The following is a 20,749-nucleotide window of genomic DNA, read 5'->3' as shown; positions in this document are numbered from 1 at the left end:
CCCCTTGTTTCAGACGTTATCCCAGCCGGAGAGTATTTCGATCAGTTCAGACAGGGAATAACGCACCGCTTTATCCACCACATCCTGACATTCACCGGAAAACAGCACGGTGCGGGTTTCCGTCTTTCCGCGAATATTCCAGCCGAAGCAGACCGTACCGGCTGCGGTGCCATCGTCTCCGCCTTCCGGTCCCGCATAGCCGCTGATGGCAAGGCCGATATCCGCCTCGGCAATTTCGCGAATTTTAGCGGCCATCTCGGTCACCGTTTGTTCACTGACGGCGGTGAAGCGCTCAATGGTTTCGTGCCGCACGCCGAGGATCCTCTCCTTCGCCGCATCGCTGAACACCACCATGCCAACGTCATAAAATTCCGCCGTGTTCTCTTCGGCACAAAGCGCAACCGCGAGATTGCCGCCGGTACAGGACTCTGCGGTGGTTAACCGCAAACCTCTGTCCGTAAGCTGAGTGGCGAGCTTTTTCGTCAGCTCGCTGATGGTGCTGTTGCTGTCGTGAATAAGGTTGCTCATCGCGTTGCCCCTTAATTTTCGTCAGGAATAATAGAAATATGACCATTACGCTCAAGAATAGCGTATTTAATCTCCTTCAATTCTGTAATACCGTGATTCTGACGGGCTGATACCAATATGTCATCACAGGATACATCGACCTTTTTCAGTTTATCGGCAAGGGGAACACCGTTCTCCACCAATATCACCGGCGTGCCATCAAGAATATTCTCAACAGTGGAAAAATATTTTTTCAGTAGGCCAAAAATAATATCCACAACCACCAGCGTCGTTATTGTAATCATTGCTCCGGTGACGGAGAAATCTTCGCCAAGCAGCGCCTGTTGTGTCGCCTCGCTGATAATTAAGAGCAAAATAAGGTCAAAACTGGTCATTTGTAGCAGAGCGCGTCGCCCGGCAACTTTAAACACAATGACCAGAAACAGGTAAATTGCCAGGGCACGAAAAACCATGTCCATATTCGACTCCTAGGGGTAAATAAACTGCCAGAAATGGATATCTGGCTCGTTGTTTACGCGGATACTGTTTGTCCACTTCCCTGCTTTTGACGGCGTGATGAATAACAAAACGGTAAATTTATCGGTCTGTTGTAAACGATCGTAGACGAGAAACAGGGTATTCCCCCGGCTGTACATGCTGTCCGGCTGTGGCCAGACGCTGCCGGGCTCATATGCGTCGCTGCTTTCGCTGGTCATGCTGAGGGTATATTTCCCCTCAGACGTCACCGGAAACGTCAGTGCCATCCGCGATTCGGTCTGGCGGCGACCGAAGCGCTCATAGCTCAGGGTCAGGGATTTTGCTTCGTTTGTTTTCTCCACGTCGCTGACCGCGCCGCTGGAAAACAGGCCGGCTATCGCGGCCACGATAATAGCTAACAGCACAATAAAACCCACCTGGCGAAATGCATACTCAAACGTCAGTAAACGGCTACTCTCTTTTATCCCAGGCACTTTTTCATTTTTTGGTTCCATGGCTGTGGTCACCGTTTCGCTTAATTGCCGAAATTTATGATTTTCCTGTGCAAATGCTTTTAAGACTTATCACATTTGCCACATAAAGGAATAGCAACAATACTTAATAAGTCAAGACATCCAAAATGAAGGATATCAGATGAAATTATCAGTGATTTCAGCCTTGTTAATATTAATTATCCCTACTGCATGGGCAGATAATAACGGCGGGTTACAAAAGGGTGACGCGCCGCCACCGCCGCATGCGCTGGACAGCGGTTATCGTGGTACCGATGATGCGCGCATTATGACCATTACTCAGGCCAAAGAGATGCATGATGGTGCCTCTATTTCATTGCGCGGCAATCTTATTGATGGCAATGGCGATAAATACGTTTTCCAGGATAAAACCGGGAAAATCGACGTTATTATCCCGAAAGCCGTATTTGACGACAGAACCGTGGAACCTGACAACATGATCAGTATTAGCGGCTCGCTCGATAAAAAATCATCCCCACCCGTAGTGCGGGTCAGCCACTTGCAAAAATAATTCAGCGAAGCGTTAACGCTGTAACTATCCATCAAATCTCACCCCTAACAAGGAGTTAGCTATGAGTGATAATGAACAACGTACGAACGCTTACCCAACGCCACCTTTCCCGGAGCAGCCTCAGACGCCACCGGGCCTGGCCTCAGAGATGGAACCCGTACCCGACCACGGCGAGAAGAGCTACAAAGGGCATGGTCGTCTTGCCGGTAAGAAGGCGCTAATTACCGGGGGCGATTCCGGCATAGGACGCGCGGTAGCCATTGCCTATGCCCGCGAAGGGGCAGATGTCGCGATTAACTATTTGCCGGAAGAGGAAGAAGACGCAGCGGAAGTCATCGCCCTGATTAAAGCGGAAGGACGGAATGCCGTCGCGCTTCCGGGCGATGTGCGGGACGAAACTTTTTGTCAGAACCTGGTGGAGCAGGCCGTCTCAAAACTGGGCGGGCTGGATATCCTGGTGAATAACGCAGGCCGCCAGCAGTACCGTGAATCGCTGGAAGAACTGACCACGGAAGATTTTGACGCGACCTTTAAGACCAACGTCTATGCGCCTTTCTGGATCACAAAGGCGGCGTTGCGCCACATGAAAGCCCCCGCCTCCATCATTAACACCTCATCTGTACAGGCGGTGAAACCGAGCGCCGTACTGCTTGACTATGCGCAGACCAAAGCCTGTCTCGCGGTGTTTACCAAAGCGCTGGCGAAACAGCTGGGACCGAAAGGGATACGCGTGAACGCGGTAGCGCCGGGACCTTACTGGACCGTGCTTCAGCCCAGCGGTGGGCAGCCACAGGAAAAAGTGAAACACTTTGGCGAGAGTACCCCTCTGGGACGCCCGGGACAGCCCGTGGAGATCGCACCGCTGTATGTCACCCTGGCCTCGGATGAGTGTTCATACACCTCCGGGCAGGTGTGGTGTTCAGACGGCGGGGATGGCGTCATCTAGCGCTCAAGGCGCGCAGAGTAGGCCGGGTAAGGCGAAGCCGCCACCCGGCAAATTGTTGCAGGCGAATGCTAAAGGGCTGCGAAAGCAGCCTTTTTTACGTTTAAGGGGTGACGACAGGAAACCAGAAGCTGAAGCTCTCCATGCAGCGCAGCATTTCGTTTACCTTCGCGGCATTGCCGACGATCGTCACCTCTCCTGCCTGTTGCGCCTTTTTCAACGTGGTGTCTTTGAGGATGATTTTATTCAGCGTTTCGCGGCTGAGCGTGATGGTTGCATCCGGATCTTGTGCCTGAGCGTTGGCGCTATGGTTCAGCACGCCATTCTCCAGCTCCAGCTTGTACCTGCCGCCCTCGCGGCCCAGATCAACGTTAAAAATCCCTCTGGCATTCGCGGCTCTGACGCCGTTAAGGTGAACGCCGAAGTAGTCAAAAATCATCTCAGTCGACATGGCACGGACCGCATCCGGGCTGGCGGTATTGGGCGTCGGCATCCTCTTCACGCCGTTACGCAACGCCTGCGCACCGGTGAGGTAGGCGTTACGCCAGGGTCCTGACTCAGCCTGGTATCCCAGCTGTTCAAACGCGTCCGCTTCCAGTTCGCGCGCCGCCTTATTATTGGGATCGGCAAAAACGACTTTATTCATCACCTGCGCCACCCAGCGGTAATTTCCCCGGGCATAATCAACCCGGGCTTTTTCAAGGATCGCGCGGGCTCCGCCCATGTAATCGACATATTTTTTCGCCGCCTCGACCGGAGGCAGTTCATTGAGCGTCGCCGGATTGCCGTCGAACCAGCCAAGATAGTAGACATAGGTGGCTTTGACATTGTTGCTTACCGAGCCGTAATAGCCACGGCCTGCCCAGGATTTCGCCAGCCCGTAAGGCAGGGCGAAATTAGCGGCTATCTCATCCCTCGTCAGCCCTTTATTCGCCAGCCTCAGCGTCTGGTCATTGATATAGCGGTAGATATCACGCTGGCTTTTCATCAGCTTCACCACTTTCTTATTACCCCATGTAGGCCAGTGGTGCTGCGCGATAATAATTTCCGCTTTATCCCCCCAACGATCGAGGGCGTTATTGATGTATTTTGACCATGCCAGCGGATCGTGTATCTTCGCCCCGCGCAGCGAGTAAGTATTGTGCAGGGTGTGAGTGACATTCTCTGCTGCTTCAATCAGCTTTTTCTCTTCCACATACCAGAGCATTTCAGACGGCGCTTCCGACCCCGGCGCCAGCATAAAATCATAGGTGAGACCGTCGATGATCTCTTTCTGCCCGTCTTCGGTAATGGCGTGAGTGGGCGCGATAAGCGTGACCGTCCCGGCTGAGGTGGTCGTCCCCAGACCCGCCCCTACCTGACCTTTTACATTGGCCTTTAACAGGTTTCCGTAGATATAACTGGCACGGCGGCTCATGGCATTTCCGGCCATGATATTTTCCGATACCGCCTCTTCCATAAAACCTGCTGGAGCATAGACTTTCACTTTGCCGGTTATCACTCCCGCTTCATCGACTACGCCACGCACGCCGCCATAATGATCGACATGACTATGGGTATAAATAACGGCAACAACCGGGCGTTTGCCACGATGTTGAACGTAAAGATCCATGCCCGCTTTGGCCGTTTCCGCAGACACCAGCGGATCGATAACCGTGATCCCCTCTTTGCCCTCTATAATCGTCATATTCGACAGATCGAGGTTACGGATCTGGTAGACGCCTTCCGTGACCTCAAACAGACCGCCAATAGTATTCAGCTGCGCCTGACGCCACAGGCTCGGGTTGACGGTATCCGGCGCTTTTTGCCCTTCTTTGATAAAAGCGTATTTCCGGGGGTTCCAGATAACGGCGCCTTTTTCGCCTTTAATCACCGCGGGTGGCAGCGGGGCAATAAAGCCTTTGTGCGCATTGCGGAAATCCGTCTTATCAAAGAAGGGCAGTTGACCATAAAGTGCATCATTCATCTCTTTCGTATGGGCAGTGGCTCCCTTCCCTTCCTTTTGTGCCAGGACAGGCAATGAGGTCAACGACACTAATAGCAGACCAGCAACGGCCATCGCACTAACGAGAGTTTTAAATTTCATACTTCCTCGAGGAGTTATATTCACGCTGGCGGTACATGGGGGGAAAGGAGGCTATCACCAGGCTTATCTTTAACCTATGGAAATAACGTTTATAAATAAATTAGTTTATTCTTTCGTCGCTGCATCCTTAAGGGATAATGCTGAGTCCAGTTATTTTCCCGGAGTGATTCGATGAAGAGCCTGCCGTTCTTTTTCGCTGTATTTACCCTCAGCACATTAACATCCTGTAGTTCTCCCCAACCAGACAATGTTGAAAAAATTAATCATCTGCAAATTCCACTGGTGTTGCCGGGGGAAAAACCGCCGCAGGTACAGATATCGCATATCGCGTCTCTTTATCAGGAAAATAAACAGCAGATCGAGACCTTAACGCGCAGCGTAAAATCGCAGTATCTACAGGACACCACCGCAAAAGAAATTTTTGTTGCGGACAGTGCCGTTCAACGCGTTTATGCCTCGCTGACCAAACTGGAACAGCTAGATATGGTTAATCAGCAATACCTGAAAGATAATAATGTCACGGGCCTGCAAAATATTCATATCATTCTTGAACCGTTATTCACCAGCTGAAAATAAAAAACCCGGCAACATAAGCAGCCGGGTTTTTATTAATGGGCATATCACGGGCATCAGTCGTACTGACCAAAGCGATAGCTAAGCCCTGCGGTGACGGAACTCAGGTCGCTGCTCACGCCGATCTGGTTAACATTGCCCACGTTGCTTACCCACTGATACTCCAGGCGGCCCGCCCAGTTTTTATTGAAAGCGTATTCAGTACCCACGGCTGCAAGCGGGCGCACACCGGTTTCAAAACGATTGTGACCACTTACATCGGATTCAGCGCGATAGCCCATTGCGCCGGCACGGCCGTAAATATCCCAGTCACTGGTCAGGGCATAACTGGCCTTCAGAGACATTTGCAGCCCCTGCGTCTTCATTTGCGCCCCGGCGCCATGCTGACCTTTAATCTGCATGTTACCTAAATAATCATAACCACCTTCTACCGCAAGCCATGGGGTAATCTGATAACCCGTATAAACACCCCCGCCGACATTATCATGGTTAAAATAAAAGTGATCGGAATACGTGTTCTCAAACGCTTTTGAACCCATATTGGTATCAAAATAGTGAGACCAGCCGAATTTAGCCCCGCTATACCAGGTGCCCGCATCAGCGGCGGCGAACGCGGAAGTGGCGGTAAATGCATTAGCCATAATCAATGCGATAACTGTCTTTTTCATAAATATACCGTTTACTTGATAATGTTAAATCTGAGAAAGCAAACGATATAGAAAATTAACGGTAGCGTTAATTGCATTTCTGTTTAATTTTAAACTTCCGCTAGAATGACTCGGGTAAATGTCTGACCTCAAGCAGATATCCACCGCGCTTAAAGGCGATATATTCCCCCTGCTTAAGGGCAGATAATACATTGAGTATACTGCTGCGAGAGAGCAGCGTACGATCCTGGATATATTCCAGAATCGTGGTACGCAAACGCGTCTCTTCCGGGAGCAAAATCATTTCCTGAAGGTGGTTACGAATAACGGAATAGGTACGCTGCTGGAGTACCTGAGCATCACGGAATATTAAATAGGCCGTATGGTATGAGAGCAGCGCGGCGACATCCTCCCAGACGCCCTCGGCACGAAACAACTCAGCCGCCTTGTCCGCATCGAGACGTAAAATAGTCGACTCTCTTTCAGCACGGAGAAGGTGCCCCTGCGTAGGCTGGATCATCTCTGCAATACCAAACAAATGCGGCTCGTAAACGGTCACTACCACCAGTCCATCCGAAGCCCGCAGCAGGGACAGCTCTCCTTCCAGAAAGAGGTACATCTGCTGTTTCCCCTTCCGTAACCAGGTGAGTCGCTTACGCGGAACAACGTGCACTTTCTCCGCTATCGGCTCAAGGATGGCGGTCAGTCGTTCGATGGATCTTTCGGGTCGAACAGGCGGTAAAATATGCATGGTACAACCTTCTGACATTGAATATCTGCCATTATAGACCATATATTTTAAGCGGTTAGCCGATCAAAACTGATAGCTGTAGTTGACGCTGGCAAACCAAAGATAAGGATGATCGTAACTTCCGGCAAACGCCGTCGGGGATTTCACATGAGACGACTGCATATGAAGATACGACACGGCAATACCAATATTGCTGGCCGGGGTGATCTGATACTGGGCTCCCGTGCCAAATCGCCACTCATCCCCGGTGGGTAAAGTTAAGGCCACATCACTCTGACTCTCATACGGCGAGCTGTCGAACGCCACACCGATATTCAGTCGCCACTGAGGTGTTGGACGATACTGCACGCCCACCGCGCCGTGCCACGTATCCTTCAGGCGGCTGACGTTGTTCAGTTGCCGATCCCCAACGACGATTTGCGGGGCACCGAACTGGCTCCAGTCCTGCCAGCCGAGATCGCCCATAACCGACCACCGAGGGTTAATATCATGCACAAGACTGAGCATGATTTGCTGCGGCGCGCTGATTTGTGCCGACACCGGGAGGTCGTAGGCACCATTCTGTACTCGAGCTTTGCCGTTAACAGAGTAGCGATAGTTCGTCTCGCTGTTCCATGTAATACCGGCTCGCGTCTGGTCGGTCAGTTGCATGAGTAGCCCAAGCCGATAGCTCATGGCCCAGTCCTCATCATGCTGCCGATAGTCATTATCATTAACGTTGCGGGTCAGCGAGAAATAACCGTAATTAACGTTGGCGGACGCCCCTATTGAGAGTCGGTCGTTGAGCTTGTATGCCAGTGACGGACTGAGCGTCATTGCAACCAGGGTACTCTTTTTAATCAGCCTGTCGCCCGCCCAGCTACCGTAATCGATCCCCAGACCGTAATTACCGTAAAGCCCGATCCCGGCATAAAGATCATCGTTTATCTTCTGGCTATAAAAGGCGCTGGCATTCGGGATGGTTTTCATCACGTCGCCGGGGCTTTGATGGGCATGGTTATCCAGCTGGTTGTCGATGGAGCCATCCATAACCTGTAACCCACCGGTGACCATATGATCCGGCAGGCGCGTCATGCCAGCAGGGTTGGTCATGATTGTCGAGGCGTCCTGCGCACGAGCCGCCTGCCCTGCTCCGGCAAGCGCGGTATCTTCGGTGCCGGCTTCATAAAAATAGAGGGCGCTGGCATGGGCACTGGAGGCGGCAAATAAGCCCGCGCACAGGAGGAGTCGTGTTTTCATCTGCGATCCGGGAAATAAAAAATTTGCCGACAGATATAACAGGGGCGCCTGATGACGTAAAAAGGAAGAGGGTTTAATTTTAAATTATGCGCGGTTCAGCCCCTCTTAATATCTCTGACAATTCAGCGACGTCCGGAATACGACGCCGCTACGTCCTGCACCTGTAATACGTTCAGGTACAGGACGATAAAATCCAGGAATTATGTTCAGGTTTATCCGGACTTACTTATAATGCTCCAGATTGGTTTCCGGGCCTGTTCTGGCAATTTCCTGAGCTTTGCCGAAACTTTCAATCAGGCACTTATATTCCGGACAGACATGCTCTGCCAGGATCTCAGCAAAGCGAGAACCTTCCGCGCGGTTCCAGGTTCTCATTAATTCAGCGACAATGGCAAACGTATCGGTAGGGATCGCTCCCGCCTGAGCCACGCGCGCGATGGTGGTATCGGTCGCGATTTTGGACCAGTTCCCCGAGGCATCCACAACACAGTAAACCTTATACCCCTCCTGGACAGCGCTAACCGCAGGGAACGCCATGCAGACGCTGGTGAGCGTGCCGGCAATAATCAGGGTCTTTCTGCCCGTCTTTTCCACTTACTTCACAAACGCCGGATTATCCCAGGTATTAATCTGCCCGGTGCGTGGAACATACACGGCATGGGGTGCATATTTGTGAATTTCCGGGATGAGCGGGCCATTGGGACCGTCAGGAACAGAGGCCGTGGTGATCACCGGGATATTTAAAAGCGTGGCAACTTTGGCTATCGCTGTCACATAATTACGAAGGTCTGGTACAGGCACATCACGTACCGTGTTGAATAAGCCACTCTGATGGTCGATGAGTAAAATTACAGCGTCATCAGTATCAATCATACCGTTTGTAGCAGCCATATTTCTTTCCTCATGATTTCTTTTACATTGCCGTCAACTCTCCCGGCTCCGCGATTTTACATGCACATGGTCAGGGTATAATGCATTGATAAATCATAATGAATAGTAGTCCGATCCGGTCTGAATACCGCATCATTTCAGGACAATTTCTGGCACGGTACGCTGAGCCATCGACGCTGACGGAAGCCCTCGTGAGGAGAAGAAATCTTTACAATGCCGTTACGCGGCCATTCGTATTCGTTCGGCTGAAGGCAAGCGTTACTCACTACTGGGATCGCCCTTATCCTCCCGCATGGATTCGATAAACTCCCGTTGCTCCTCTGTGAGTTCAAGCTCATCCAGCAAGCGATCTAACTCTTCTTCAGGTGATTCCTTTTGGTTCTTTCTCTTCCCGGTAGCCATACTCACCCTTGAGTTATTAGGATTAATCTCAGGGTATCCAGGGTGCAGGAAATGTGCAACTTAGCGTGTTATGCCGACAACCGATCATAACAATGAACGAAAGGGGGAAGCAGGTACGCCAGTACAGGAAAGACTGATAGGGGTATTCCTGTTCCGGCGATGAAAGATAGCCAATTGAAAGCCTTGCCAGATTACATACGGGCTTTGCAATAATCGAGAGGGTGCAATGCCTACCTTCCCTTTAATTTAACTTAACTCAAATTTAATCACATTTAAATTAATGATTTTGTTAGATTTAATCGTTTATTGCTCTCTCACATATAGGTACACTTTCTCTATGGTTTTTTTTATAACAGCATGAGGAAAAAGTGAAAATGGCTATTCCAGCTTACCTATGGCTTAAAGATGACGGTGGCGCAGGATGGGCGCAAAGCCGCGCAGGAACAACGGATCCGGCTTTTGGTGATTGGTTTGGCTCAACGCCTTACGGTGATGATCCTAACGACCAGTACTGGATAAGAGCGGGTATCGACTATGCAAAACGCACAGGTTTTTAAGAAGCGGTATCTACTTCTGATCCTGTTGGCTGTTGTCGCCTATGGGATATACAACTTGCTGCACTTTTCACCACTTGAGCAAGTGATTATTAAGAAGGCGAAAGTTAACAATCTGGCTAATCTTTACATCACAGAAGCGAGTGCAGGAGCCACCACAGGCTTTTCCTACCGTTTCTATCTCTATGATGTAACCAAAGATGATAAAGCGTTTATGGCGAGTCTGGAGAACGATCACCAGCCTTTCATGATCACCACGGACAAAGATGCATTGAAGAAGGTCGAGAATAATGCGATCTACCTTTCCGTGAAGGGAACCATTTACACCTTTCACAGCCCTGCGGATTATCTGGCAGGTGGCTCGATCTACTCCGTCCCTGTCTATTTAACCGCATCACCATACTAAAAACATAGCCAGCTGCCACGCTGGCTCTTTCTCTTCTGGTTTTAGACAACAGAAACCATTAAGCCCCTTAGAGGTTAGAAGACAAGCGTAGCACAGCGATTTCATAAGACTGTCAGAGGGTTACCTGCATTTCGTGTGCAGGGAGGACGTCAATGCTCTACAGGACATAACGCCTAAACAAGTTAGTCAGCGCTACTGAGCAACCTACTGAAATAAAGAGAGTTTTTGAACGGTTCTTCTTGGGGAAATTCTGGAGCGGGCGAAGGGAATCGAACCCTCGTATAGAGCTTGGGAAGCTCTCGTTAGTCCATCTCAACATTGTACATATTTTCGTACCTGATAGCGTGATCCTATAGGATCGTAATCATGGCTATCAAGAACAATCAGTATCTTTTTCAAAGTCATTGCGGGATCTGGGTTTTCCAAATCTTCGTACCAAAGTACATGCGCCACATATTCGACAACAAACGAGCCTGGAGAAAGTCCACCGGGACGAAGGATATCGACAAGGCGCGACACTTCAGAAATCACATGCTGATTGAGTTCAACAACCTGAAAGCGATGTTGAACCCTGATCGGGAAGATATCCGCATTCAGAATGCTCTCTCCGTCCTCCACTCCACTGTAAAACAGGCAAAGAGTGTACCAACGGCAATTGGCCCCGTTCCAACGCTGGCAACTGTCCGTGATGAATACATGACTGTTTATAGTGAACGCCGGGCATTCTCTACCCTAAGCAAATCAGCGAGGGCCGTAGAAGTGTTTCTCCAGAGTATTGGGAAAGTTGATATTGGTTTGAACAAGATCGGACGTAGGGCCGTCACAGACTTCATCGAGTGCCAACAATCGAAGGTAGCGCCTCAGACTATCCAGAACTGGCTAACCTCTTTAGGAAGCCTGTACGAGTTCGCCAAACGTCGATATGACGCAATCCCAGACAGCAACCCGTTTCACGGTCACAACCTCGAAGCACGGCGCACAATTGAAAGTTATCAACCGTTTGAAGCCGATCAACTGGTAACCCTTATCAGAGAAGCGGATGACGTTCTACGCGATGTCATATTGATTGGGCTGTATTCAGGAATGCGACTTGATGAGATCGCCAGCATCAAACGGGATGAAATTGTAATGTTGGAGGGTGTCAGATGTTTCTTTGTCAGCAAGTCCAAGACTGTAGCAGGGGTGCGGTACGTTCCGATCCACTCTCTTCTGATCGGCATTATTGATAAACATCTGGCAAATCACAGCGGAGAATATCTGCTGGCACAGTCAAACAATATCATTCGGAAGGATGGTAAACGGGGACCGTGGTACAGCCAAAAGTTCACCCGACTACGTGACAGCACATTGCCCACAGCTACAGATCGGCAGTGTTTTCACAGTTTGCGGGGAATGTTCATTACCAGCCTGGACCGCGCGGGAGTCCCCGAACAACGGATCGGAGCCATCACCGGACACACCGAACAGAAAGCGAAAACCGAAGCATTCAGAACCTACAGCAAAGGCGCGAGGATGAAGGAACTATCGGAGTATGTTGAGTTAGTGAATTACGATATTTAATATTTTAAGGGGGAGATATCCCCCTTAAAGTTATTTCGACCATTCAGTTTTTAACTGATTAACAACTGCATCACTCAAATTATAAGCAGCAAAAGTATTATTTGTTGCATCAACAACAATTAACTTGTCATCGCCATCCATAGCAGCTCTTACTTTTTTGGCGGCTTCTGTTGCGGTGCATGTCGAGTTCACATACCAATTGGATTCCGTAACTTTAGCCCACGCCCCTAATGATTGGATGGCTTTATGTACTGCCGGATAGTCTTTGGTCTTGATCAGGTCGTAAGTAATAAATAAATTATTAGCCATTAACTTTCTCCCAAAGGACAATAAAAATAAAGCGCCCCGTAAGGTGCCCATATATCAATGGTCTTTAAGCCATGCCTGTACTTTCTTAGCCGAATGACCTACGGCCTGTACGGCTTGAATAAGCCTGGCCTCACTAACTCCAAACTTTTTAGCCCAATCACGTCTCTCGTAATCCTGTTTGATACTTATTAAATCATTGTCAGGTGTACCGATTTTTGTCTTGTCATCAGCCATTTTACTGATTCCTCGTGATACAGGCTTATGCCTGCACACTACTTATATGACTCCTCTGCCGCTTCGTAAATGGTCAGTTATCAAACAATTGACACTGGTCATAAAACCAGTAAAAACTTTTTTTCCGAGCTTGCTAACTTTGCCGCTTCGTTATTATCATAAACACTACATATTGTGTTTATTTATATAAAAAATACAATATATACAATCATCCATACTGTGAATAGGCGTTTGAATGGCAGCGAATAGTAAGCAATCTTCACAAAGCGTGTCTCATTTGGCAGCAGAGACCCTTAACAATCCGAACGCCTCGGCGATTCAGAAAAGTTTAGCGGGTTCGGTACTTTCCCAGGCCGGGACAAAAAACCAGACTGGTGCAGGTATGGAAGCCAAAGCATCAGCAGCATTGAAAAACCCGCGCTCAAGCGAAGTTACTAAAACCTTAGCCGGTTCAGTGGTTTCGCAATCAAATAAAAAACGTTAGTTGAGAGAAAAGCCGGGCAATCCCCGGCTTTTTATTCCCTCAGGTAAGCCTCACCCAGCCAATCCTATACATGTGCATCAAATGGCGCTGATCGCCTGTACGCAGATCATGTAAGTATCACCGCTATATTTTTACGATGGCTAAACCAGTGGGACCCTGCCCTGTTAAGGTGGAAAATATCTTGGAGTTTGGGCAGATCTGCCAGGCACCCAAACACCCCGCCCCCCGGGGGCCTATGTCATTTTCTGGAAATATCAGGGCACCCTTCCCGGTTGGCCTCCTGTGCGCTCCCCTGTGGCGTTATTTCCCCTCCTCCTATACAACCCCACAGCTAAACCCTTTCGACACCTCAGGGAGGCTTACAGAGTCTTGCAGGTGATTATTGTAATTTTGGATGGGCATTAAATTATGATTTGGTCGCTATTTGCACAGCAATTTAACATAATGACTCTTACACGTACCTTTTTAACAATCCCGCAACAGGTTAGACCTGTACGCTTTTGAACGTTTCAACCTCTTAACCTCCTGTAACGCCCTCCGGGGGAACTCTTTTCCCATCTGATCCGCCTCTTCAGGCTTACATTCCTGTATTTCCATTCCTCCTGTGAGTAACGCCGTTCACCTGTGGATAACTCCCACGCACTAACCCTATTTTCTACCCTTTCGAGGCGTCCGCCTCTTCAGGCTTTACCTTTGAGCAAAAACACATTTTGGGTTTAGGGCGGTGGCTACCGCCCGGGGTTGTTGAGAGTAATTATCAGTATTACCCACAGATGAGAATAGCTCTCAATTGCAGATTTTCGGGGTTTTGACTTTCTGAGAAAAAAATTTTTTGGGGTTAGAGTGAATTATGCTACGCATACCCCATATGAATAGAAAATTACATCAGCAAAATCAATTAGATATTAGAGGTTAGGGGGTCTCGACTGTACATAATTCAACCAACTCACCTCATCTTTACAAGCCTTTATTGGGGCCTGTGCTTCATTTACCGGGTATTTAATCCCTATTTAACGCCATTTAAATGGGGGTGTTTGCAACACAAAGAAAAGGGAGACCGTCCCGGTCTCCGGGTTCCTTTACCCTGGATGCTTCCGCCGATTCCCTGTATCAGCAACTAGCCAAACTGCGCCGCCAGGTGGCCCAAGCGCTGGGCGGTGCCCGCAACTATAGCGACCGTCTCTATGTGATGTGTGACAGTGGCCTGTATGACGTTATCGCCACCAACAAAGAGATTCAAGCGTTTATCCTGCACAGCGTACAGCAGGCGCAGATCTCCGGTGCTGTCATTCCTAACGCATTAAGTGGTTTTAATACCATGTCGCTGGGTCCTGTAACCTTTATCGATCTGGCTGGTGACCCTACCTACCCAGTTGAAGAAAACAGCGGTTTGGTTGTCCCACGTATGACTAACCCTGACGTTTCGTTTTTGCGCCGAATTTCAGGACCATGTAGCCGCAATCAGAGCCTGGCTGTGAAAGGTGGCGTTAAGGATCGCTACGGTTGGACCAGTGTTGACGATGACGGGATGATTAAGATGCAAAGTGAATTTTCTCTGTTGCCTCTCCTGTTGCGTCCTCAGTGGCTGACTACCATCACGCTGAAGTAAGACAGCAAGCAAATTTTAGCCCTGGCATTGCTGGGGCTTTTTACTATTTGAGGTGAGTAATGAAATTAGCGATCAACATTCCGGGGATGGGTGAGGTGTACACCGCCACCAATGCCGATATTATCAACCGTTCGGCGCTGGCTCGTAAGTTGGGGATCGATCAGGTGGCTTTTAGCCGTTACGAAAAGCAACATGGGTTTGAGCGAGCATTAAAAATAATGTTGGAAAAGAAAAAACTCCGGCAGTGCATGAAAAACTGAAAATATTCAAAAGGCTAGCCTGTGAGGGCTGGCCTTTTTTATTACCTTCTGAAATTGGCAATACTCACTGAATTATTGGCCCGACGTTTCTTTCAACTTTATAACTTTAGAATCTAATAAAACCTTTTTATAAATAGCAATGAATTGACTCACAGCCCCAAGGTGTGGTGATAATGGGTCGTTCGTTAGGAGCGCAGCCAAAGACCACAAAAGGGCTTCATACGCACTATAACAGATAGATGTCATCTCGTCATAATCAACTACATAGTTAACAGGTATGGCATCCCCAGCATAAAGAAGAGTATTTCTAAATTCGGCACGTTGTTTTATGAATTGTTTTAATGTCATGCCATATTTTATTTTTACAGTATCTTCCAGCTCTGAATACAATGAATCAACCACTTGATTTTCATCCACATCCTCGCCCATTGTGATAAAAACAGATAGTGGATTCAAAGGGAATTGTACATCTGAGAATGGTAGTTGTAACATGATAACAATTTTCCCGTCATCATGCTTAGGATAAATTTTTAGATTTCTTTCATTTAGGTTAGGAATTGGTGGCACACAATGCCAAAGAATATTCTTCATCAGGAGAAGCACTGGAACAAACATCAGTTTCACTTGATGATTCTTATAACTTTTGACTAGTTCAGTATGCTGAGGCATTTTCTCTTTATTGATTTTCAACCATTCAAATATTGCAACAACTAGTTCCTCTTCTGCTGCAATAAGCCTGATTGAGGCCATTTCAGCGTCAATATCTTTAAGTTTTTTTGCCCTCTCTACGTGCATGATTGCATTTACGACACGAGATAAGACTTTTGTAGGGGCTTTATTGAAAATTAGATCTACAACCTCTTCACCCACTAATTCTTGGAATGTAACAGGCTGAAATTCTGTATATGACATTGAGTGGACCCTTCTTAGCAGAACCAACACCAGGAATAGTCCTAGGTTATATGGTGTGTGTGGTAGACACAATGCCCCGATTTAGGACAATAGATACCAATAAGCCCCGTTAGTGGTACAAGCAACAAGCGGAGCGTAGGGACTTCATCAGATTGTCAGAGAGATCACACCTTATCAGGGTGCTCGTGTACCGTTAGGAGCGTGAGCGAAGCGCTGGCAGAGCCGGATCTGTAGCTACCGGGGCATTACCACTATTCACCTGTTTACGTGGCTCACAGGGCCACACATCGGGCTTAAATGCGTGTGATCAATCTGTTTGGGAGTTATGCCAGGTATGCGGCTTTTTGTTCGTTGTTGTGCTGTCGCGGTAAGAACGTGGAACCACCGCCAGCGTGATGATATGCTCCCTTGTACCACAGACCAATCACGCGACAGGTGCGGGCGTAGAACAATGGGTAGTTTAAGTTGTACCTGCTTTAGCGGGGCAACGTAACTAACTGATAAATCGTAACTTCTTGATTTATCAGGAGACTGGAGCGGGCGAAGGGAATCGAACCCTCGTATAGAGCTTGGGAAGCTCTCGTTCTACCATTGAACTACGCCCGCTTTGAGGTGCGTAAGGCATTATAGACCTTACGCCTCTTCATACAAGCCTTTCCCCCACTAAGTGGCGATTAAATAATCACTTAGCACTTCGGCTTACTGCCCTGCGCCGGAAGATAACGCTGCGGATCGATGGCCGTGGCCTTATAGCGGATCTGGAAGTGCAGCTTAACCGTATCCGTCCCGGTACTGCCCATGGTCGCAATCTTCTGCCCCGCCTTCACGTTCTGGCCGTTATTGACCAGCATCGTGTCGTTATGCGCATACGCCGTAATGTAGTCCTCACCATGCTTAATCATGATCAGGTTACCGTATCCACGAAGCTGGTTACCGACATAGACCACCTTCCCGGCCCCTGAAGCGTAAACCGGTGTGCCGCGTGCGGCAGCGATATCAATACCTTTATTGCCACCTTCCGAGAGCGAGTACGGCGCAACCACTTTTCCGCTTGCAGGCCAGATCCAGCAGCGCTGACCGACCGGCGGCCAGGATGATTTAGGCACCTGATAGGATGGCGTGACTTTGGCTGTTTTACGCGTTGAGGACTTTTTCCCTGAGGAGGAACCGCCGTTAACCTTGAGCTTCTGCCCTACCTCAATAGTATACGGTGGAGAAATATTATTCAGGCGCGCCAGCTCCTTCACGCTGGTTCCCGTGGCGCGTGAGATGCGGTAGAGCGTGTCCCCGCGCTTAACGGTATAGACTGCACCGGAATAACTGCCCATATCCGAAGATTTACTCCCCGAGCATCCTGCTACAAGTAGCGTCAGCGTCAGGCAGAAAACGGCAATGATCGGGTTTCTCGTCAGGCTTCCTGCAAACAAAACAGCTCCTCGGTCAGCGTGAATGGCGCACTATGATAGCAGCCCAAACTGATGCGGGTCATGCCCTTTTCCGCTCTGTGGGCCAAACCGTTCGCATAAGAATGCAGTATAATAATTCCGCTGGTGGTGCTGAACCATTAAGCATTTTGGCACTGGAGCATCAATGAGTATTCAAGAACACGTTATTTTGGTAAATGACCAGGGAAAGGTGATTGGCACTCAGGAGAAGTACGCCGCGCACACGTCACACACCCCGCTACACCTGGCCTTCTCTTCATGGCTGTTTAACGCTAACGGAGAATGTCTGATCACCCGGCGCGCCTTAAGTAAAAAAGCCTGGCCCGGCGTATGGACCAACTCCGTTTGCGGTCATCCACAGGCCGACGAAGCGACAGAGCAGGCGATTATCCGCCGCTGTCGCTTTGAAGTCGGCGCCGAAATCACAGACATCACCCCCATTGCCCCGGAGTTCCGCTACCGTGAAGCCGACCCGTCAGGGATCGTTGAAAACGAAATCTGCCCGGTCTATGCCGCCCGCGTAACGAATACCCTCGCAATCAATGACGATGAAGTGATGGAGTATCAGTGGGTGGAGCTGGACGCGCTATTCCGCGCGCTGGACGCCACACCGTGGGCATTTAGCCCGTGGATGGTGCAGGAAGCGAACACCGCGCGTGAAAAACTCAGCGCCTTCGCGGCGCAATAAAAAAGCCCCGGTGATAAACGCACGGGGCTTTTTTTACGTCTTAACGGCTTATTTCACCGGACGCATCGCCGGGAACAGGATCACGTCGCGGATGGTGTGGCTGTTAGTGAACAGCATCACCATACGGTCGATACCAATACCCAGGCCAGCCGTCGGCGGCAGGCCGTGCTCCAGCGCGGTCACGTAGTCTTCGTCGAAGAACATCGCTTCGTCGTCGCCTGCCGCTTTCGCGTTAACCTGATCCTGGAAGCGCTGCGCCTGATCTTCTGCATCGTTCAGCTCGCTAAAGCCGTTACCGATTTCGCGGCCACCGATGAAGAATTCGAAGCGATCGGTGATTTCCGGGTTCTCGTCATTACGACGCGCCAGGGGAGACACCTCCGCCGGGTATTCGGTGATGAAGGTCGGCTGAATCAGGTGCGCTTCGGCCACTTCTTCGAAGATTTCGGTCACGATACGACCCAAGCCCCAGCTCTTCTCAACCTTGATACCGATGCTTTCAGCGATCGCTTTCGCAGAGTCGAAGTTATCCAGATCCGCCATGTTGGTTTCCGGACGGTATTTCTTGATCGCTTCGCGCATGGTCAGTTTTTCGAACGGCTTGCCGAAGTCGAACACCTCTTCACCGTAAGGCACCTGGGTGGTGCCCAGAATGTCCTGCGCCAGGGTGCGGAACAGGGATTCGGTCAGCTCGATCAGATCTTTGTAATCCGCATACGCCATATAGAGTTCCATCATGGTGAACTCTGGGTTATGACGTACGGAGATACCTTCGTTACGGAAGTTACGGTTGATCTCAAACACGCGGTCGAAACCGCCGACCACCAGACGCTTCAGGTACAGTTCCGGCGCGATACGCAGGTACATGTCCAGGTCCAGGGCGTTGTGATGGGTGATGAACGGACGGGCAGAGGCACCGCCTGGGATCACCTGCATCATCGGGGTTTCTACTTCCATAAAGTCGCGGTTAACCATGAACTGGCGAATACCGGCCATGATCTGGGAGCGAATTTTGAAGGTCTTACGGGATTCATCGTTAGAGATGAGATCCAGGTAACGCTGACGATAGCGCGCTTCCTGATCCTGCAAACCGTGGAACTTGTCCGGCAGCGGGCGCAGGGCTTTGGTCAGCAGACGCAGTTCGGTGCAGTGGATAGACAGTTCACCGGTCTTGGTTTTGAACAGTTTACCTTTAGCGCCCAGGATATCGCCGAGGTCCCACTTTTTGAACTGCTCGTTGTAGATGCCTTCCGGCAGGTCGTCACGAGAGACGTACAGCTGAATGCGGCCGCCAACGTCCTGTAAGGTCACGAAGGACGCTTTACCCATGATACGACGGGTCATCATGCGGCCCGCCACGGACACTTCAACGTTCAGCGCTTCCAGCTCTTCGTTCTCTTTACCGTCGAAGTCTGCGTGCAGTTGGTCTGAGGTGTGGTCACGACGAAAATCGTTCGGGAACGGCACGCCCTGCTTGCGCAGCGCTGCCAGCTTCTCGCGGCGGGTTTTCAGTTCGTTGTTAAGATCGACTACCGCGTCAGCGCCCTGTGCTTGTTGTTCAGACATGTTGGTTCCTCATAACCCTGCTTTCAAACTTGCTTCGATAAATTGGTCCAGGCTGCCGTCCAGCACCGCCTGCGTGTTGCGGGTTTCAACCCCGGTACGCAGGTCTTTGATGCGGGAGTCATCAAGGACGTAAGAACGGATCTGGCTGCCCCAGCCGATATCGGACTTGTTGTCTTCCATCGCCTGCTTCTCAGCATTTTTCTTCTGCATCTCCAGCTCATAAAGCTTCGCTTTCATCTGCTTCATGGCCTGGTCTTTGTTCTTATGCTGGGAACGGTCGTTCTGGCACTGTGTTACCAGCCCGGTTGGAATGTGGGTAATACGCACCGCAGATTCCGTACGGTTAACGTGCTGACCACCCGCGCCGGATGCGCGGTAAACGTCGATACGCAGATCCGCCGGGTTGATGTCGATATCGATATCTTCATCGACTTCCGGGTAGACAAACGCGGAGCTGAAGGAGGTGTGACGACGGCCGCCGGAATCGAACGGGCTCTTACGCACCAGGCGGTGAACGCCGGTCTCGGTACGCAGCCAGCCGTAAGCGTAATCGCCAATAATCTTGATGGTGACGGATTTGATACCCGCCACTTCACCTTCGGACTCTTCGATAATCTCGGTTTTGAAACCGCGCGCTTCCGCCCAGCGCAGGTACATGCGCATCAGCATGCTCGCCCAGTCCTGCGCTTCGGTACCGCCAGAACCTGCCTGAATATCGAGATAGCAGTCAGCGCTATCGTATTCGCCGGAGAACATGCGACGGAATTCCAGCTGCGCCAGCTTCTCTTCCAGCACGTCGAGCTCTGCCACGGCTTCGTTAAAGGTTTCTTCGTCGTCGGCTTCGACAGCCAGCTCCAGCAGCCCAGAAACATCTTCCAGACCCTGCGCCATTTGATCCAGCGTATCTACGATGGCTTCGAGGGAGGAACGCTCTTTACCCAGCGCCTGAGCGCGCTCAGGTTCGTTCCAGACGTCCGGCTGTTCCAGCTCGGCGTTTACTTCTTCGAGACGCTCTTTCTTGGCATCGTAGTCAAAGATACCCCCTAAGAACGTCAGAGCGCTCCGTGAGGTCCTGAATGCGGTTTTTTACCGGATTAATTTCAAACATGGTCTGTTTTCTTTTATGAGCTTGTCAAAATGCGGTGATAAGAGCGGGATTGTA

Annotated in this window: 24 protein-coding genes, 1 tRNA gene and 1 pseudogene; 10 read left to right on the top strand and 16 right to left on the bottom strand. The window is 50.0% G+C overall.

The window, feature by feature from the left end; genetic code table 11:
- Nucleotides 1-9 precede the first annotated feature (9 nt).
- The 3 genes from SK62_RS03665 to SK62_RS03655 are packed head-to-tail and all read right to left on the bottom strand — an operon-like array spanning nt 10 to nt 1,499.
- Nucleotides 10-528 (bottom strand): 2-oxo-tetronate isomerase, encoded by a 519-nt coding sequence (locus tag SK62_RS03665; RefSeq protein WP_017382875.1) that lies wholly within the window; start codon nt 526-528, stop codon nt 10-12.
- A gap of 11 nt (nt 529-539) precedes the next feature.
- Nucleotides 540-986 (bottom strand): DUF421 domain-containing protein, encoded by a 447-nt coding sequence (locus SK62_RS03660; RefSeq protein WP_006811854.1) that lies wholly within the window; start codon nt 984-986, stop codon nt 540-542.
- 9 nt (nt 987-995) lie between these two features.
- Nucleotides 996-1,499 carry a hypothetical protein gene (locus SK62_RS03655; RefSeq protein WP_015571782.1) on the bottom strand — a complete coding sequence of 168 codons (504 nt, stop codon included), beginning with the start codon at nt 1,497-1,499 and terminating at the stop codon, nt 996-998.
- Between the two features lie 139 nt (nt 1,500-1,638).
- Between SK62_RS03655 and SK62_RS03650 the strand changes: the two genes are divergently transcribed.
- Together SK62_RS03650 and SK62_RS03645 are read left to right on the top strand one after the other, a co-directional pair.
- On the top strand, nt 1,639-2,028 hold the full coding sequence (locus SK62_RS03650; protein WP_003862868.1) for a YdeI family stress tolerance OB fold protein: 390 nt from the start codon (nt 1,639-1,641) through the stop codon (nt 2,026-2,028).
- A gap of 61 nt (nt 2,029-2,089) precedes the next feature.
- Nucleotides 2,090-2,974 (top strand): SDR family oxidoreductase, encoded by an 885-nt coding sequence (locus SK62_RS03645; protein WP_032649406.1) that lies wholly within the window; start codon nt 2,090-2,092, stop codon nt 2,972-2,974.
- A gap of 100 nt (nt 2,975-3,074) precedes the next feature.
- Here SK62_RS03645 and SK62_RS03640 read toward each other — a convergent pair whose 3' ends face one another.
- Nucleotides 3,075-5,057 (bottom strand): alkyl/aryl-sulfatase, encoded by a 1,983-nt coding sequence (locus SK62_RS03640; protein WP_047719226.1) that lies wholly within the window; start codon nt 5,055-5,057, stop codon nt 3,075-3,077.
- Nucleotides 5,058-5,228: 171 nt separating this feature from the next.
- Here SK62_RS03640 and SK62_RS03635 point away from each other — a divergent pair, with 171 nt between their 5' ends.
- The gene (locus SK62_RS03635) at nt 5,229-5,627 is read left to right on the top strand and encodes a hypothetical protein (RefSeq protein ID WP_047719225.1); all 399 of its coding nucleotides are present in this window, start codon (nt 5,229-5,231) and stop codon (nt 5,625-5,627) included.
- 59 nt (nt 5,628-5,686) lie between these two features.
- On the opposite strand, the gene SK62_RS03630 is transcribed toward SK62_RS03635, so the two are convergent.
- The 5 genes and pseudogenes from SK62_RS03630 to SK62_RS23010 all read right to left on the bottom strand — a co-directional run bounded on the left by SK62_RS03630 (nt 5,687) and on the right by SK62_RS23010 (nt 9,560).
- Nucleotides 5,687-6,298 carry an outer membrane beta-barrel protein gene (locus SK62_RS03630; RefSeq protein WP_047719224.1) on the bottom strand — a complete coding sequence of 204 codons (612 nt, stop codon included), beginning with the start codon at nt 6,296-6,298 and terminating at the stop codon, nt 5,687-5,689.
- A gap of 100 nt (nt 6,299-6,398) precedes the next feature.
- Nucleotides 6,399-7,028, bottom strand: a complete 630-nt coding sequence (locus SK62_RS03625; protein ID WP_017692717.1) for a winged helix-turn-helix transcriptional regulator — start codon at nt 7,026-7,028, stop codon at nt 6,399-6,401.
- Between the two features lie 63 nt (nt 7,029-7,091).
- Entirely contained in the window at nt 7,092-8,267 is a 1,176-nt protein-coding gene (locus SK62_RS03620) for an OmpP1/FadL family transporter (protein ID WP_045910758.1), read from the bottom strand.
- Between the two features lie 222 nt (nt 8,268-8,489).
- Nucleotides 8,490-9,158, bottom strand: a pseudogene (locus SK62_RS03615) (isochorismatase family protein).
- 258 nt (nt 9,159-9,416) lie between these two features.
- Nucleotides 9,417-9,560: a hypothetical protein gene (locus SK62_RS23010; protein WP_015571788.1), complete on the bottom strand. Its 144-nt coding sequence runs from the start codon at nt 9,558-9,560 to the stop codon at nt 9,417-9,419.
- A gap of 374 nt (nt 9,561-9,934) precedes the next feature.
- Between SK62_RS23010 and SK62_RS22775 the strand changes: the two genes are divergently transcribed.
- The 3 genes from SK62_RS22775 (at nt 9,935) to SK62_RS03600 (ending at nt 12,080) form a co-directional block, all read left to right on the top strand.
- Nucleotides 9,935-10,117 carry a hypothetical protein gene (locus SK62_RS22775; protein WP_072134569.1) on the top strand — a complete coding sequence of 61 codons (183 nt, stop codon included), beginning with the start codon at nt 9,935-9,937 and terminating at the stop codon, nt 10,115-10,117.
- A complete protein-coding gene (locus SK62_RS03605) occupies nt 10,095-10,520 on the top strand; it encodes a hypothetical protein (protein ID WP_017382883.1) in 426 nt (141 codons plus the stop codon). The genes SK62_RS22775 and SK62_RS03605 overlap by 23 nt, the downstream gene beginning before the upstream one ends.
- A 366-nt stretch (nt 10,521-10,886) precedes the next feature.
- Entirely contained in the window at nt 10,887-12,080 is a 1,194-nt protein-coding gene (locus SK62_RS03600; RefSeq protein ID WP_047719223.1) for a tyrosine-type recombinase/integrase, read from the top strand.
- 30 nt (nt 12,081-12,110) lie between these two features.
- Here the strand turns inward: SK62_RS03600 and SK62_RS03595 are convergent, their stop codons facing one another.
- Nucleotides 12,111-12,389, bottom strand: a complete 279-nt coding sequence (locus tag SK62_RS03595; protein ID WP_047719254.1) for a hypothetical protein — start codon at nt 12,387-12,389, stop codon at nt 12,111-12,113.
- Nucleotides 12,390-12,443: 54 nt separating this feature from the next.
- Entirely contained in the window at nt 12,444-12,623 is a 180-nt protein-coding gene (locus SK62_RS03590; protein ID WP_047719222.1) for a DUF3606 domain-containing protein, read from the bottom strand.
- A 235-nt stretch (nt 12,624-12,858) separates the two neighbouring features.
- On the opposite strand from SK62_RS03590, the gene SK62_RS21980 reads away from it, so the two are divergent.
- The 3 genes from SK62_RS21980 (at nt 12,859) to SK62_RS03580 (ending at nt 14,976) form a co-directional block, all read left to right on the top strand.
- Entirely contained in the window at nt 12,859-13,107 is a 249-nt protein-coding gene (locus SK62_RS21980) for a hypothetical protein (RefSeq protein WP_072059180.1), read from the top strand.
- 1,024 nt (nt 13,108-14,131) lie between these two features.
- Nucleotides 14,132-14,716 carry a hypothetical protein gene (locus SK62_RS03585; protein WP_229690667.1) on the top strand — a complete coding sequence of 195 codons (585 nt, stop codon included), beginning with the start codon at nt 14,132-14,134 and terminating at the stop codon, nt 14,714-14,716.
- Between the two features lie 59 nt (nt 14,717-14,775).
- On the top strand, nt 14,776-14,976 hold the full coding sequence (locus SK62_RS03580) for a hypothetical protein (protein ID WP_047719221.1): 201 nt from the start codon (nt 14,776-14,778) through the stop codon (nt 14,974-14,976).
- Nucleotides 14,977-15,048: 72 nt separating this feature from the next.
- Here SK62_RS03580 and SK62_RS03575 read toward each other — a convergent pair whose 3' ends face one another.
- The 3 genes from SK62_RS03575 to actS form a co-directional block, all read right to left on the bottom strand.
- Nucleotides 15,049-15,888 (bottom strand): hypothetical protein, encoded by an 840-nt coding sequence (locus tag SK62_RS03575; protein WP_047719220.1) that lies wholly within the window; start codon nt 15,886-15,888, stop codon nt 15,049-15,051.
- Nucleotides 15,889-16,420: 532 nt separating this feature from the next.
- Nucleotides 16,421-16,494: transfer RNA gene (locus tag SK62_RS03570), tRNA-Gly, on the bottom strand.
- Nucleotides 16,495-16,574: 80 nt separating this feature from the next.
- Complete coding sequence (gene actS, locus SK62_RS03565) at nt 16,575-17,315, bottom strand: amidase activator ActS (RefSeq protein WP_022651807.1); 741 nt, start codon at nt 17,313-17,315, stop codon at nt 16,575-16,577.
- A 163-nt stretch (nt 17,316-17,478) separates the two neighbouring features.
- Between actS and idi the strand changes: the two genes are divergently transcribed.
- Entirely contained in the window at nt 17,479-18,021 is a 543-nt protein-coding gene (gene idi, locus SK62_RS03560) for an isopentenyl-diphosphate Delta-isomerase (protein ID WP_003863454.1), read from the top strand.
- A 48-nt stretch (nt 18,022-18,069) separates the two neighbouring features.
- Here idi and lysS read toward each other — a convergent pair whose 3' ends face one another.
- Both lysS and prfB read right to left on the bottom strand, forming a co-directional pair.
- Nucleotides 18,070-19,587, bottom strand: coding sequence for a lysine--tRNA ligase (gene lysS, locus SK62_RS03555; RefSeq protein WP_047719219.1), 1,518 nt, complete (start codon nt 19,585-19,587; stop codon nt 18,070-18,072).
- 9 nt (nt 19,588-19,596) lie between these two features.
- A protein-coding gene (gene prfB / locus SK62_RS03550) for a peptide chain release factor 2 (RefSeq protein WP_096147815.1) occupies nt 19,597-20,695 on the bottom strand; the annotation gives its coding sequence in 2 pieces (ribosomal slippage) (nt 19,597-20,619 and nt 20,621-20,695; 1,098 coding nt in all).
- Nucleotides 20,696-20,749 lie beyond the last annotated feature (54 nt).

This window comes from Enterobacter sp. BIDMC109 (assembly GCF_001037885.1).
Classification (GTDB): Bacteria; Pseudomonadota; Gammaproteobacteria; order Enterobacterales; family Enterobacteriaceae; genus Enterobacter; species Enterobacter hormaechei_C.
The sequence above is the reverse complement of the archived record's forward strand: the minus strand, read 5'-3'. Positions and strand labels throughout refer to the sequence as shown.

What these genes read in the sequence shown, in the direction of transcription:
- SK62_RS03665 (WP_017382875.1), bottom strand. Translation starts at nt 528, where the DNA reads ATGAGCAACCTTATTCACGACAGCAACAGCACCATCAGCGAGCTGACG.
- SK62_RS03660 (WP_006811854.1), bottom strand. Translation starts at nt 986, where the DNA reads ATGGACATGGTTTTTCGTGCCCTGGCAATTTACCTGTTTCTGGTCATT.
- SK62_RS03655 (WP_015571782.1), bottom strand. Translation starts at nt 1,499, where the DNA reads ATGGAACCAAAAAATGAAAAAGTGCCTGGGATAAAAGAGAGTAGCCGT.
- SK62_RS03650 (WP_003862868.1), top strand. Translation starts at nt 1,639, where the DNA reads ATGAAATTATCAGTGATTTCAGCCTTGTTAATATTAATTATCCCTACT.
- SK62_RS03645 (WP_032649406.1), top strand. Translation starts at nt 2,090, where the DNA reads ATGAGTGATAATGAACAACGTACGAACGCTTACCCAACGCCACCTTTC.
- SK62_RS03640 (WP_047719226.1), bottom strand. Translation starts at nt 5,057, where the DNA reads ATGAAATTTAAAACTCTCGTTAGTGCGATGGCCGTTGCTGGTCTGCTA.
- SK62_RS03635 (WP_047719225.1), top strand. Translation starts at nt 5,229, where the DNA reads ATGAAGAGCCTGCCGTTCTTTTTCGCTGTATTTACCCTCAGCACATTA.
- SK62_RS03630 (WP_047719224.1), bottom strand. Translation starts at nt 6,298, where the DNA reads ATGAAAAAGACAGTTATCGCATTGATTATGGCTAATGCATTTACCGCC.
- SK62_RS03625 (WP_017692717.1), bottom strand. Translation starts at nt 7,028, where the DNA reads ATGCATATTTTACCGCCTGTTCGACCCGAAAGATCCATCGAACGACTG.
- SK62_RS03620 (WP_045910758.1), bottom strand. Translation starts at nt 8,267, where the DNA reads ATGAAAACACGACTCCTCCTGTGCGCGGGCTTATTTGCCGCCTCCAGT.
- SK62_RS23010 (WP_015571788.1), bottom strand. Translation starts at nt 9,560, where the DNA reads ATGGCTACCGGGAAGAGAAAGAACCAAAAGGAATCACCTGAAGAAGAG.
- SK62_RS22775 (WP_072134569.1), top strand. Translation starts at nt 9,935, where the DNA reads ATGGCTATTCCAGCTTACCTATGGCTTAAAGATGACGGTGGCGCAGGA.
- SK62_RS03605 (WP_017382883.1), top strand. Translation starts at nt 10,095, where the DNA reads ATGCAAAACGCACAGGTTTTTAAGAAGCGGTATCTACTTCTGATCCTG.
- SK62_RS03600 (WP_047719223.1), top strand. Translation starts at nt 10,887, where the DNA reads ATGGCTATCAAGAACAATCAGTATCTTTTTCAAAGTCATTGCGGGATC.
- SK62_RS03595 (WP_047719254.1), bottom strand. Translation starts at nt 12,389, where the DNA reads ATGGCTAATAATTTATTTATTACTTACGACCTGATCAAGACCAAAGAC.
- SK62_RS03590 (WP_047719222.1), bottom strand. Translation starts at nt 12,623, where the DNA reads ATGGCTGATGACAAGACAAAAATCGGTACACCTGACAATGATTTAATA.
- SK62_RS21980 (WP_072059180.1), top strand. Translation starts at nt 12,859, where the DNA reads ATGGCAGCGAATAGTAAGCAATCTTCACAAAGCGTGTCTCATTTGGCA.
- SK62_RS03585 (WP_229690667.1), top strand. Translation starts at nt 14,132, where the DNA reads ATGGGGGTGTTTGCAACACAAAGAAAAGGGAGACCGTCCCGGTCTCCG.
- SK62_RS03580 (WP_047719221.1), top strand. Translation starts at nt 14,776, where the DNA reads ATGAAATTAGCGATCAACATTCCGGGGATGGGTGAGGTGTACACCGCC.
- SK62_RS03575 (WP_047719220.1), bottom strand. Translation starts at nt 15,888, where the DNA reads ATGTCATATACAGAATTTCAGCCTGTTACATTCCAAGAATTAGTGGGT.
- idi (WP_003863454.1), top strand. Translation starts at nt 17,479, where the DNA reads ATGAGTATTCAAGAACACGTTATTTTGGTAAATGACCAGGGAAAGGTG.
- lysS (WP_047719219.1), bottom strand. Translation starts at nt 19,587, where the DNA reads ATGTCTGAACAACAAGCACAGGGCGCTGACGCGGTAGTCGATCTTAAC.